The organism is Lentzea sp. NPDC004782 (assembly GCF_040609115.1).
In the GTDB taxonomy this organism is placed as follows: Bacteria; Actinomycetota; Actinomycetes; order Mycobacteriales; family Pseudonocardiaceae; genus Lentzea.
The window spans coordinates 61,715-73,194 of the sequence record NZ_JBEXJN010000024.1 but is presented as its reverse complement, the minus strand read 5'-3'; the positions used below and the strand labels follow the sequence as shown (position 1 = coordinate 73,194).

The 11,480-nt window shown below is 70.2% G+C and carries 12 protein-coding genes and 1 pseudogene; 12 read left to right on the top strand and 1 reads right to left on the bottom strand.

Going from position 1 to position 11,480, the window contains the following annotated elements; all coding sequences use genetic code 11:
• Window positions 1-5 precede the first annotated feature (5 nt).
• The 5 genes and pseudogenes from ABZV40_RS22905 to ABZV40_RS22885 all read left to right on the top strand — a co-directional run.
• Window positions 6-152 (top strand): annotated as a pseudogene (locus ABZV40_RS22905) (acetyl-CoA C-acyltransferase); the annotation flags it as partial.
• Window positions 153-409: 257 nt separating this feature from the next.
• The gene (locus tag ABZV40_RS22900; RefSeq protein ID WP_355444865.1) at window positions 410-694 is read left to right on the top strand and encodes an MSMEG_0570 family nitrogen starvation response protein; all 285 of its coding nucleotides are present in this window, start codon (window positions 410-412) and stop codon (window positions 692-694) included.
• Window positions 691-2,022: an MSMEG_0569 family flavin-dependent oxidoreductase gene (locus ABZV40_RS22895; RefSeq protein ID WP_355444863.1), complete on the top strand. Its 1,332-nt coding sequence runs from the start codon at window positions 691-693 to the stop codon at window positions 2,020-2,022. Before ABZV40_RS22900 ends, ABZV40_RS22895 begins: the two co-directional genes overlap by 4 nt.
• A 25-nt stretch (window positions 2,023-2,047) precedes the next feature.
• Window positions 2,048-2,875: an amidohydrolase family protein gene (locus tag ABZV40_RS22890; RefSeq protein WP_355444861.1), complete on the top strand. Its 828-nt coding sequence runs from the start codon at window positions 2,048-2,050 to the stop codon at window positions 2,873-2,875.
• A 54-nt stretch (window positions 2,876-2,929) separates the two neighbouring features.
• On the top strand, window positions 2,930-3,442 hold the full coding sequence (locus tag ABZV40_RS22885; RefSeq protein WP_355444859.1) for an MSMEG_0572/Sll0783 family nitrogen starvation response protein: 513 nt from the start codon (window positions 2,930-2,932) through the stop codon (window positions 3,440-3,442).
• A gap of 155 nt (window positions 3,443-3,597) precedes the next feature.
• Here the strand turns inward: ABZV40_RS22885 and ABZV40_RS22880 are convergent, their stop codons facing one another.
• Entirely contained in the window at window positions 3,598-4,809 is a 1,212-nt protein-coding gene (locus ABZV40_RS22880) for an RNA-guided endonuclease TnpB family protein (RefSeq protein WP_355444856.1), read from the bottom strand.
• Window positions 4,810-4,964: 155 nt separating this feature from the next.
• Here ABZV40_RS22880 and ABZV40_RS22875 point away from each other — a divergent pair, with 155 nt between their 5' ends.
• The 7 genes from ABZV40_RS22875 (at window position 4,965) to ABZV40_RS22845 (ending at window position 11,406) form a co-directional block, all read left to right on the top strand.
• Complete coding sequence (locus ABZV40_RS22875) at window positions 4,965-6,053, top strand: MSMEG_0568 family radical SAM protein (protein ID WP_355444854.1); 1,089 nt, start codon at window positions 4,965-4,967, stop codon at window positions 6,051-6,053.
• 2 nt (window positions 6,054-6,055) lie between these two features.
• Complete coding sequence (locus ABZV40_RS22870) at window positions 6,056-7,435, top strand: MSMEG_0567/sll0787 family protein (protein ID WP_355444851.1); 1,380 nt, start codon at window positions 6,056-6,058, stop codon at window positions 7,433-7,435.
• On the top strand, window positions 7,432-8,271 hold the full coding sequence (locus ABZV40_RS22865) for a carbon-nitrogen hydrolase family protein (RefSeq protein WP_355444848.1): 840 nt from the start codon (window positions 7,432-7,434) through the stop codon (window positions 8,269-8,271). The genes ABZV40_RS22870 and ABZV40_RS22865 overlap by 4 nt, the downstream gene beginning before the upstream one ends.
• 4 nt (window positions 8,272-8,275) lie before the next feature.
• Window positions 8,276-9,109, top strand: coding sequence for a carbon-nitrogen hydrolase family protein (locus ABZV40_RS22860; RefSeq protein WP_355444845.1), 834 nt, complete (start codon window positions 8,276-8,278; stop codon window positions 9,107-9,109).
• Window positions 9,106-10,185 (top strand): MSMEG_0565 family glycosyltransferase, encoded by a 1,080-nt coding sequence (locus ABZV40_RS22855; RefSeq protein WP_355444842.1) that lies wholly within the window; start codon window positions 9,106-9,108, stop codon window positions 10,183-10,185. Before ABZV40_RS22860 ends, ABZV40_RS22855 begins: the two co-directional genes overlap by 4 nt.
• 51 nt (window positions 10,186-10,236) lie before the next feature.
• Window positions 10,237-10,368 carry a hypothetical protein gene (locus tag ABZV40_RS22850; protein WP_355444839.1) on the top strand — a complete coding sequence of 44 codons (132 nt, stop codon included), beginning with the start codon at window positions 10,237-10,239 and terminating at the stop codon, window positions 10,366-10,368.
• Between the two features lie 333 nt (window positions 10,369-10,701).
• Window positions 10,702-11,406: a TetR/AcrR family transcriptional regulator gene (locus ABZV40_RS22845; RefSeq protein WP_355444836.1), complete on the top strand. Its 705-nt coding sequence runs from the start codon at window positions 10,702-10,704 to the stop codon at window positions 11,404-11,406.
• The last annotated feature ends 74 nt before the right edge of the window (window positions 11,407-11,480 follow it).

Below are 11,480 nucleotides of genomic sequence, written 5' to 3'. Positions count from 1 at the left end.
GGTGCTCTCTGGGACACCCGGTCGGCGCCACCGGTGCGCGCGTGCTGGCGACGCTCGCCAGGGAGATGGTGCGCCGGAACGTCCGCTACGGGCTGGAGACCACGTGCATCGGTGGCGGACAGGGCCTGGCCGCCGTTTTCGAAAAGCTCTGACCGTCGAGGTGAACAGATTTCAGTCAACCATCTTCTGTGTCGTCGTCGTCATGTTCCTGTATCGGTTGTGTCAACGACGTGTCTCTTTGTTGAGTCAAGGCAAAATCGCGGAACCTCGGATCGAGCTGCGTCCGGCGAACGGGGAAGTCTGTAACAAAGCCCATGACACGTAACCCGGCGATGTTCCGGATGAAACGAAACGGAAATGATTCACGGTTGAACTTGTTCGTGTCATCAACGGACTGCGGGAGGCAACCGTGCCTGAAGTGTTGTTCCGCGTGCGCTGGCCGGACGACTCGGTTAATAGGTGCTATTCGCCCTCTACCGTCGTCGAGGAGTACTTCCGTGCGGGTGGCTCGTATTCCTTGACGGAATTCGTCACGCTGAGCAGGAAGGCGCTCACGGAGGCATCGGAACGGGTGCGCGAGATCCACGGGTTCGCGTGTGCCCAGGCGGAGGCGCAGCTCGCCGACATCGAGCTGAAGGCGGCGGAGTTCGCCGACCAGCAGGCCAAGATCCTGGTCGAGGGGTTCGAACGATGAGCACCGACCTGGCCGGGGTTCACCGCACGGTGGTCGTCGTGGGCGGCGGTCAGGCCGGGCTGTCCACCAGCTACTGCCTGGACCGCGCGGGCATCGACCACGTCGTGCTGGAGCGCGATCGGCCCGGCGGCGAGTGGCGGAACCGGCGGTGGGACTCCTTCTGCCTGGTGACCCCCAACTGGCAGTGCCAGTTGCCCGGTTTTCCTTACCGGGGAAGCGATCCCGACGGATTCATGGTCCGCGACGAGATCGTGCGCTACCTCGAGGACTACGCGAAGTCCTTCGACTGTCCGCTCGTCGAAGGCGTGACGGCGGTCCGGCTCCGGCGCCGTGAAGGTGGCGGTTTCCGGGTGTCCACGACGCACGGCGAGCTGACCGCCGATCACGTCGTGCTGGCCACCGGGCCGTACCAGGTGCCGCTCAGGCCGAGGATCGCCGAGCGCGTGCCCGCGGACGTGGTGCAGCTGCACTCCTCGGAGTACCGCAACCCCGGCGCGTTGCCGGCGGGTGAGGTGCTCGTCGTCGGCACGGGGCAGTCCGGCTGCCAGATCGCCGAGGACCTGCACCTGGCCGGCCGGCAGGTGCATCTGGCGGTGGGCAGCGCACCGCGGGTCGCGCGGTCCTACCGGGGACGCGACGTGGTGGCCTGGCTGGAGGACATGGGGTACTACCGGCGCGGCATCGACGAGTTCGAGGACGCCGACGCGGTGCGGCTGCGGGCGAACCACTACGTCACCGGTCGCGACGGTGGTCGTGACATCGATCTGCGGGCGTTCGCCCGTGACGGGATGCGGCTCTACGGCAGGCTCACCGACATCCGCGACGGCCTCGCGCGGTTCGCGCCGGACCTGGCGAAGAACCTCGACCACGCCGACGCGGTGTCGGAGGGGATCAAGGACTCGATCGACGCCCACATCCTCGCCCGCGGTGTCGACGCACCCGCCGAGTCCAGGTACGTGCCGGTGTGGACGCCGGACGCCGAACCGTCCGAACTGGACCTGTCCGGGATCACCTCGGTGGTGTGGAGCACGGGTTTCGGCCGCGACCACCGCTGGATCGACGTCCCCGTCTTCGACGGGCGCGGGTATCCCACACACGAGCGCGGTGTCACCAGCTGCCCCGGGCTCTACTTCATCGGGCTGCCCTGGCAGCACACCTGGGGCTCCGGCCGGTTCTGCGGCGTCGCGGACGACGCCCGGCACCTGGTGTCCCACATCGCGTCGGAGCGCCGCACCGGGATCGCGAGCGGAGTGCCGTGGATCGCGGGGACACCCGAGGACACCTTCCCCAGCGACGAGTACTGGACGGCCACCCGCACCGTGGCCTAGGCCCGCAACCGACGAAGTGGGTGCCATGCCTGACCGAACTGTCCACGACGCGCACCGGCACATCGGTGTGATGCCCGCGTATCCGTTCTACGGCGGCCCGGCGGTGCGGCCCGACGTCACCGCCAGGGCCACGATCGACGAGCTGATCGCCGACCTCGACGCCGAAGGCACCGAACGAGCGCTCGTGCTGCCCAACTACGGCGTGCCCGACCCGGACATCGCCTTCTCCTTCAACGAGTTGTGCGTCGAGGCGGCGACGCGCGACGACCGGATCCGGGCCTGCCTGTGGGTGTCCCCGCTGGAACGCGACGCACAGCGGACCGAGGCCGCGCTGGCGCTGGCGGGAGAACGCGGTGTGCGGGCCCTGAAACTCAGCTTCCTGCTCGGTGGCAGGCCGGACGACCCGGCGTGCCGCCCCGGCCTCGACCGGATCTTCGCGGTCGCCCGCGAGCACGGACTCGTCGTCCACGTGCACACCTCGCCCGGCGCGGCGTCGGACGTCGACCAGGTCGGCAACCTCGTCGACTGGTACGGCGACGACGTGGCCGTGCACCTCGTGCACTTCGGCGGTGGCATGAGCGGTCACATCAAGCTGGTCTCGCACCGGTTCTTCGACTGGATCGAGGCGGGCAAACAGGTCTACACCGACCTGTCGTGGGCGATCGGCTTCGCGCCGCGCTGGCTCGCCCGCGAGATCGACCGGCGCGGGATCGGGCACGACCGGATCCTCTTCGCGAGCGATCAACCCTGGGGAGACCACGAGGGCGAGTACGCCCGCCTGCGCGCCGCCACGGGCGACGGCGAGCTCGCCGGTCTGGTCTTCCGCGGCACCTTCGAAAAGCTCTACGGGTAGCGCCCGTGGTGAACGACCCACCGAACAACCCCACAGAACAACCGAGGAGAACGCGTGTCCGAGCTGACCGAGACCGAGAAGCAGAGCCTCGAGGAGATCCCGCACCCGTCGCTGCCGGAGGGCTCCAACCTCTACGGCGGGACGAAGGTCTTCCCCGACTACCAGGCCGAGCCCGGTCAGTCCTACTTCACCCTGGTGCACGGCATCGCGCACGAGTCGTCGGTGAGCTTCGTGGCGATCCTGCAGGCGACTCGCGCGCTGCGGAAGGGTTTCGAGTCCGCGATCTACTTCTACGGACCGGGCTCGATGAACTGCATGGCCACCCGCGGGTTCCCGACCACCGGCAACTCCGCGTTCCCCGGTGAGCACAACATCAACGACCAGCTGAAGACCTTCATCAAGGAGGGCGGCAAGGTCTACTGCTGCCGCTTCGGCCTGTCGCTGCACGGCCTTCGGGAGGAGGACCTGATCGCGGGCGTCATCCCGACGCACCCGCTCGACGTGCAGGACGCGCTGATCCACTACGCCCGCAAGGGCGCGATCATCAACTCCACGTACATGTGGTAGCCACACCGGCCCATTCGCGTTCCTCCCGAACGGCGGCTGCCGGCCGTGAGGTCCCGGCCGGCAGCCCGACGTCCGATGTCCTTGCAGAGTCAGGGGTTTGACTTCTCCCTGTCCTGAAGGGCAGGGATTCCCACCCGCCGTGTGGCGGGAAGCGCTTACGCGCTGGGCCTCGCGGCGCGGGTTTCCTGTTTCACTGCCGATCGCGGAAGGGAGGTCCCTTGCCGTCTGACATCAGCTCCGCAGGCATCACCCGAGACTGTGTTTCGGGCTACGGCTCGACCAGCCGCAAGGATGTTCTTGGCCGCGTTGAGGTCCCGGTCGTGCCGGGTGCGGCAGCCCGGACAGGTCCAGTGCCGGGCGGACAAAGCAAGCTCGGCGAGCACGTGCCCGCAGGCCGAACACGTCTTGCTGGAGGGGAACCAGCGGTCGATCACGACCAGTGTGCGACCGGCGCGATCGCACTTGTACTCCAGCTGGCGCCGGAACTCGCCCCAGCCTGCGTCGGAGATGACGCGGGCGAGGTGGCGGTTGCGCACCATGCCCTTGACCGACAGGTCCTCGATCGCGATCACGTCAGCCGAGCGCACCAGGCCCGTGGTGGTGCGGTGCAGGAAGTCCTGCCGGGCGGTGCGGACCTTGCGGTGCGCGCGGGCGACCTTGGCCTTGGCTTTGCGGCGGTTGCGGCTGCCGCGCCGGCAACGGGCCATCCGACGTTGGTAACGGGCCAAGTTCCGGGCCTTGCGGACCAGGTGCCGCGGGTTCGCGACCCGCTCACCGTCACTGGTCACCAGCAAGTCCGTGAGACCGAGGTCGAGGCCGATGGCGTGCCCGGTGGGCTCTGCTGGGGCGGGTGCGGTGGTGTCGACGGCGAACGTGACGTACCAGCGGCCGTCCGGCTCACGCGACATCACCACCGTCGTCGGATCCAGCGCGGCCAGGTCCACCTCGCCGAAGGACCAGACGAACCGCAGCGGTGTGCTGGTCTTGGCCAGCATCAGCACACCCTCGCGCATCCGGAACGCCGAGCGGGCGTAGTGCGCGCTCTGCCGTCCGGTACGGGACTTGAACCTCGGCACGCGGGAACGCCCGGCGAAGAAGTGGCCGAACGCGATGTGCTGATGGCGCAGCGTCTGCTGCAACGGCACACAGGACACCTCCGACAGGAACGCGAGTTCCTCGGTGCGTTTCCACTCGGTCAGCGCGGCATCGGTCTCCCGATACGAGGTACGCGCACCCTCGGCGCGGTAGCGGCGGTTCCGCTCGCTCAACGTCTTGTTCCACACCAGACGCACACACCCGAACGTGCGGTCCAGCACCGCAGCCTGCTCGGGGGTCGGGTAAGCCCGGCACCTGTACGCCGTCCGCACGAACCACAACCTACCGGGAGCACCATGACGACCACGACGCCGACCCGCCTGCCCGCGCACCGCGTGCTTGAACCGCCCCGGCTCCGCCGGGACGCTCCTGGCGGAGTCCGGATTCCTCCCCGGCCTGAAGGCCAGTGCTTCCACCGGAGGCCCTGGTGACCGTGCGCGTTGACACAGATGAGCAGGCGGCGCAGAAGCTCGCCACGAGGATCGACCTGGCCGTGCGGGGCGTGCGGGTGGACGCGCCGGTGCGGCGCAGCAAGGGCGCGGGCCCGAGCGACGACGGCCACCTGGTCGTCGACGGTGCCAACGCGGCACTGCCGCTGAACCCCGAAAGTCCTTACACCGTCCGGGACGGGCGGGTGTTCGAGGGGACGATCGACCTCGGCCTGTCCGTGGAACCCGTGGCACGGCCCAAGTTCTACGACCTGACCACGGCGGAAGGCGTGCCGTACCGCAAGATCGCGCTGTTGCACGGACGCGACGTGCTCGCCACGACCGTCGTGCAGACCTGCATCCGTTACGCCGAGGAACAACGCTGCCGGTTCTGCGCCATCGAGGAGTCCCTGCGTTCCGGCGCGACGGTCGCGGCGAAGACACCGGCGCAGCTGGCCGAGGTGGCGAAGGCCGCGGTCCGGCTGGACGGCGTGCGGCAGATGGTGATGACCACCGGCACCACGACCGGGCCCGATCGCGGTGCCCGGCACCTCGCACGATGCGTGCGCGAGGTGCTCGAAGCGGTGCCCGGCCTGCCGATCCAGGTGCAGATCGAACCGCCGGCCGATCTCGCGGTGCTGACCGAGCTGCGCGAGGCGGGTGCGACCTCGATCGGCATCCACGTCGAGTCGCTCGACGACGACGTGCGGCGGCGGTGGATGCCGGGCAAGGCGACCGTGCCGCTCGCCGAGTACGAGGCCGCGTGGGACGAGGCGGTCCGGGTGTTCGGCCGCAACCGCGTCTCGACGTATCTGCTCATCGGCCTCGGTGAGGACCCGGACGACCTGGTGGCGGGCGCGGCACGGCTCATCGAGCGCGGTGTGTACCCGTTCGTGGTGCCGATGCGGCCCATGCTGGGCACGCTCGCCCGTCGCGACGGCGCCGAGCCACCCGCGCCCGCCGTGGTCCGCGACGTCACCGAGCGGGTGGCCGCGTTGCTGCGTGCCGCCGGGATGAAGGGCGCCGACCAGGGCGCCGGATGCGCGGCCTGCGGGGCGTGCGGTGCACTGAGCGCGGCGGGAGGCTGACGATGATCGACGTCCTCGCGGTCCTGGGCGACCGGGCCACCATCGCGCGTCAGCCCGCGTTCCGCATCGAGCAGGCCGACGACGCGGTGACCACGGCGGCATACCACGCGTTGCGGACCGAAGTGTTCGTGCGCGAGCAAGGCCTGTTCACCGGACACGACCGCGACGATCGTGACGACGACCCGCGGACCGTCGTGCTGGTCGCCCGTGACGGTGCGGGAGAGGTCCTGGGCGGGGTGCGGCTGGGCCCGGCGACCGAGGGACCCGACCTCGGCTGGTGGCTCGGCGGAAGGCTCGTGGTCGCTCCGGCGAGCCGCGGGGTGATCGGAGCGGCGCTGATCAGGGCGGCGTGCGCGTACGCCGAGAACGCCGGGGTGCTCCGGTTCGAAGCCACCGTCCAGACCCGCAACGAGCCCCTGTTCACCCGCCTGGGCTGGACGGCGGTGCGGCCGGTGTCCGTGGCCGACACCCCGCACGTGCTGATGCGGTGGCCGATCGGCCGGATCGCCGCGCTGGTCCAGGCCACCAAGAGCGATCTCGGGCCGCTGCTCGCCGGACTCACCGGTGTGCCCGGCTTCGTCGGCGACGACGGGGTGCCGGTGCCGGGCAGCGACCTGGTCGCGGCGTGCGACGCGATCCTGCCGTCGATGGTCGAACGCGACCCGGACTGGGCGGGCTGGTGCTCGGTGCTGGTCAACGTCAACGACCTCGCCGCGATGGGCGCCGAACCGGTGGGCCTGCTGGACGCACTGGGAGCGCGCGACCGCTCCTTCGCGGCACGTGTGCTCGCCGGACTGCGGCGGGCGAGCCAGGCCTACGACGTGCCGGTGCTCGGCGGGCACACCCAGCTCGGCGTGCCCGCCGCCCTGTCGGTGACCGCGCTGGGCCGCACGGCGCGGCCGGTGCCCGGCGGTGGCGGACGGCCGGGCCACCGGGTGCGGCTCACGGCCGACCTCGCCGGGAGCTGGCGGCCGGGATACGCGGGCAGGCAATGGGACTCCACGACCTCGCGGCGCACGCCCGAGCTGCGGGCGATGCTGGGATCGGTCGCGACGGCCCGCCCCGCGGCCGCCAAGGACGTGTCCATGGCGGGCGTCGTGGGAACGCTCGGCATGCTCGCCGAGTCCAGCGGGTGCGGGGCGGTGCTCACCGTCGCCGACGTGCCCCGGCCGTCCGGCGCGACGGTGGGCGACTGGCTCACCTGCTTCCCGGGCTTCGCGATGCTCACGGCGGACGAGCCCGGTGGCGCCCCGCTCGTGAGCCCCGCGGTGAGTGTCGAATGCGGGGAGCTGGTGGCGGGCAGCGGCGTGACGCTGCGCTGGCCCGACGGTGAACAGACCTCGGCCATCACGGCCGGGGTCACGGGATTGGGGACGTCATGAGCAAGTTGCGCATGGCCGCGGTGGCCGCGCCGTTCGACCGCGACCTGGAGGCCGCCTTCGCGCGGATCTCGCGGCTGATCGACCGGGCCCGTGCCGACGGGGTCGGCCTGCTCGCGCTGCCCGAGGCGTGCCTCGGCGGCTACCTGGCCAACCTCGACGGGGACGCGGACGGACCACCGGCGCTCGCGCTCGACGGGCCCGAGATCCGCAGGCTCGCCGCGCTCGCCGGCGACATCGTGGTCACCGCCGGGTACTGCGAGGAAGCGGACGGGTTCCGTTACAACAGCGCGGTGTGCGTCCACGGTGACGGCGTGCTCGGCAACCACCGCAAGGTGCACCAGCCGTTGTCCGAGGACGCCACCTACCGGGCGGGCGACGCCTTCGCCGCGTTCGACACGCCGGTCGGCAGGCTGGGCATGCTGATCTGCTACGACAAGGCCTTCCCCGAGTCGGCGCGGTCGCTCGCGCTGGACGGTGCCGAGATCGTCGTGTGCATGTCGGCCTGGCCGGGCAGCAGGACGAGCCCCGCCGCGGATCTCGCGCAGGACCGGTGGAAACGCCGGTTCGACCTGTTCGACCGGGCGCGGGCGCTGGAGAACCAGATCGTGTGGCTGTCGGCCAACCAGTCCGGCACGTTCGGCGACCTGCGGTTCGTGGCCAGTGCCAAGGTCGTCGACCCCGGTGGCGAGATCGTCGCCGACACCGGCGTGGCCGAGGGCGTCGCGGTCGCCGAGCTCGACGTGCGGCAGGCCCTGGACGCGGCCCGGCGGTCCATGGGACACCTGAGAGACCGGCGACCCGAGGCGTACGAGGATCTCGTGGCAGCGAGATACTGACCCGATGGGAGCGATCCGCATTGGTGCCGTTGCCGCGCATTTCGGGCGGGACCTCGACTTCGCCCTGCAGCGCATCACCACACTCATCGACCACGCGCGCGCTTCGGGAGTCTCCCTGCTGGTGCTGCCGGACGCGGCACTCGGCGGCTATCTCGCGGACCTGCGCCACCCGGACCCGCACGCGCTGCCGCCCGCTCTCGAACGCGACAGCCCGCTGGTGAAGCAGATCGCGACGCTGGCCGCCGAGATGGTCGTCTGCGTCGGATACTGCGAGGCGGCCGACGGCGAGAGGTACAACGCCGCGGTGTGCGTGACCGGGGACGGGATGCTCGGGCACCACCGCAAGGTGCACCAGCCGCCGGGGGAGACCATCGCCTACTCGCCGGGCGACACGTTCGCCGCCTTCGACACGCCGGTCGGCCGGCTGGGCATGTTGATCGACTACGACAAGACGTTCCCGGAGTCGGCGCGGTCGCTGGCGCTGGACGGCGCCGAAATCGTGGCGTGCCTGTCCGCGTGGCCGACGAGCATCACCAACCGCGCGCCCCGCATGGCCCAGGACCGCCAGTCCCGCCTGTTCGACCTCTACGACCAGGCACGTGCCGCCGAGAACCAGGTCGTGCTCGTCTCGTCGAACCAGACCGGCGTCATGGGCGGGATGCGCTTCCTGGGGCAGGCCAAGGTCGTCGGACCCGGCGGGGACATCCTCGCCCGCACCTGGAGCAAAGCCGGCATCGCCGTCGCGGAGCTCGACGTGGCTGCGGAGATCGCCGGCGCCCGCCGGGTGCTGCACCACCTCGGCGAGCTCAACCCGGCCGCCTACCGGAGAACCCCGTGAAGATCGCGCTGCTGAGCTACTCGACCAAACCGCGCGGCGGCGTCGTGCACACCCTCGCACTCGCCGAAGCGCTGGCGGCGGCAGGCGAGGACGTGACGGTGTGGACGCTCGGCCGTGGCGGCGACAGCCGCTTCTTCCGCCCGGTCGACCCCGCGGTCCGGCAGGAGATCGTGCCGTTCCCGGACCGCGACGGAGAAGGTGTCGGCGCCCGCATCCTGCGTTCCATCGACACCCTGCGCGCCGCCTTCGACCCCGGCGGCTACGACATCGTCCACGCCCAGGACTGCATCAGTGCCAACGCCGTGTCGAGGTGCGTCCGCACGGTCCACCACATCGACCACTTCACCACTCCCGAGCTCATCGCCTGCCACGAACGCGCGATCAGGGAGCCGTTCGCCCACGTCTGCGTCTCCGCGGCGGTGGCGGAGGAACTCGGACAGGGCTGGGGAATCCAGGCCGACGTCATCCCCAACGGTGTGGACTCGCGACGGTTCGAGCTCGCGGCCGAAGACGTCCTCGGGCTGCGTCGATGGCGCTCGCGGCTGGGCCGCTACGTGCTGGCCGTCGGTGGCATCGAGCCGCGCAAGGGCACGCTGGACCTCCTGGAGGCGTACGCGCTGCTGCGGGAGTCCGACCCGGACCTCGAGCTCGTGCTGGCAGGCGGCGAGACCCTGTTCGACTACCGCGACTACCGGGCCCGCTTCGACGCACGCGCCGCCGAACTCGGGGTCGAACCCGTGGTGCTCGGCCCGATCCAGCACGACGAACTGCCGTCTCTCGTCGCCGCCGCGAGCGTGTTCGCCTTCCCGTCCACCAAGGAGGGCTTCGGCCTGGCCGCGATGGAAGCCCTCGCCGCCGGGGTGCCCGTGGTCACGCGCGACCTGCCCGTGCTGCGCGAGGTCTTCGGCAATGCCGCCCGGTTCGCCGCGGACCCCGCCGGGTTCGCCGCCCAGCTGCGCGCCGCATGTGCCGAACCCGGTTCTCTTCAGGCGGCAGGACGGGCCCTCGCCGCCGGCTACAGCTGGGAAAGGGCAGCCGCCCGCCACGTGCGCCTCTACCGCGGCCTGCTCGGGTAGGGCCGTTCGCGTGACCCGGCGCGGCCAAGTGGTGAACCGCGTTCTGCGGGAATGTGCGGGAGCGAGTTCACCTGGGACATGTACCTGCCGCGCGACTACTTCGCCCACCTGCTCGAGGTTTCGCCAGGCCAGCGGTTGCAGGTGCTGGAGTGGGAAGCAGGTCTGCCCGAGGTGTCCAGGTAAAGCAATTACCCCACGAAAAACTACTTCCGTGCCCGAGACGGTCTTGCTCGCTGAACACACGCCTGATCTGTCTTCGCAGGCGGACGGGGACACCTGCGGAACGGGTGGCGCCACTCGCGGTGCGACCCGCGCATCAGTGTCCAGTGGCGCGACCCGGAGCGTCGGCGAGGAAAATCCGCACTCAGCAGGGCGCCTCGCGGCACGGCAGTCCGGGAGCCTGACCGTCCCACTCTCCGTGAACCATTGGTCTGCCATACCGACCAGTGGTTGCGCATACCGACCACTGGTCTATAGCCTCGGGGTGCGACCACGAGGACAGGGAGGGCTGCGCCGGTGCCCCGTGTGATCAAGCATCCGGACGTTCGTCGAGCCGAGCTGCTGGACCGGGCGTTCGTGTTGTTCCTGCGACGTGGCTTCGACAACGTCAGCCTCAATGATCTGATCGCCGACGCCGGAGTCTCCAAAGGAGCCTTCTACCACTGGTTTCCGTCGAAGGACGCGCTGATAGCCGCACTGGCGGACCGCAGTGCCCGTGACCAGTTCGCCGCTGTGGAAGCCGTCGTGGCCGAATGCCGCGGTGACGCGCTGGATCGGCTGAACGCACTGCTGCAGACCGGTTTCGACGTCAAGATGGCGGCGGGAACACCCGAGCAACTGGCAGCGATGGTGTCGCTGTTGAGACCCGAGAACGCCCATCTGTACACACGGATCGTCGCACTCGGAGAGGACCTGAGCCGGCCGCTGCTCACGCGGTTGATCTCCGAAGGCGTCACCGAGGGCACATTCGACACGTTCGACCCGGAAGGTGTCGCCGACGTGATCCACGGCCTGGCCGCCCGCATCAGCTCGAACCTGGTGCAGGTGGTCGATGCCGTCGACGAGCCGGCCCGGGAACACGCGATCGAGGTCCTCACGACGAGGTTCAGGCTCCACGGCCTGATCATCGACCGCGTTCTCGGGCTCCCCGACGGCAGCGTCACCACACTCAGCCGCGAACAGGTCGAAACGATGGTCGCGGCGCTACCGCGCAACTACTGACCTTCTCCTCCGAGGACGAAACCGGCTGCCGGGGAGACGAGCGAGGAAAGGGGTAAACGTGTTGGGCACGAAGA

What these genes read in the sequence shown, in the direction of transcription:
- ABZV40_RS22895 (WP_355444863.1), top strand. Translation starts at nt 691, where the DNA reads ATGAGCACCGACCTGGCCGGGGTTCACCGCACGGTGGTCGTCGTGGGC.
- ABZV40_RS22870 (WP_355444851.1), top strand. Translation starts at nt 6,056, where the DNA reads ATGATCGACGTCCTCGCGGTCCTGGGCGACCGGGCCACCATCGCGCGT.
- ABZV40_RS22865 (WP_355444848.1), top strand. Translation starts at nt 7,432, where the DNA reads ATGAGCAAGTTGCGCATGGCCGCGGTGGCCGCGCCGTTCGACCGCGAC.
- ABZV40_RS22890 (WP_355444861.1), top strand. Translation starts at nt 2,048, where the DNA reads ATGCCTGACCGAACTGTCCACGACGCGCACCGGCACATCGGTGTGATG.
- ABZV40_RS22860 (WP_355444845.1), top strand. Translation starts at nt 8,276, where the DNA reads ATGGGAGCGATCCGCATTGGTGCCGTTGCCGCGCATTTCGGGCGGGAC.
- ABZV40_RS22850 (WP_355444839.1), top strand. Translation starts at nt 10,237, where the DNA reads ATGTGCGGGAGCGAGTTCACCTGGGACATGTACCTGCCGCGCGACTAC.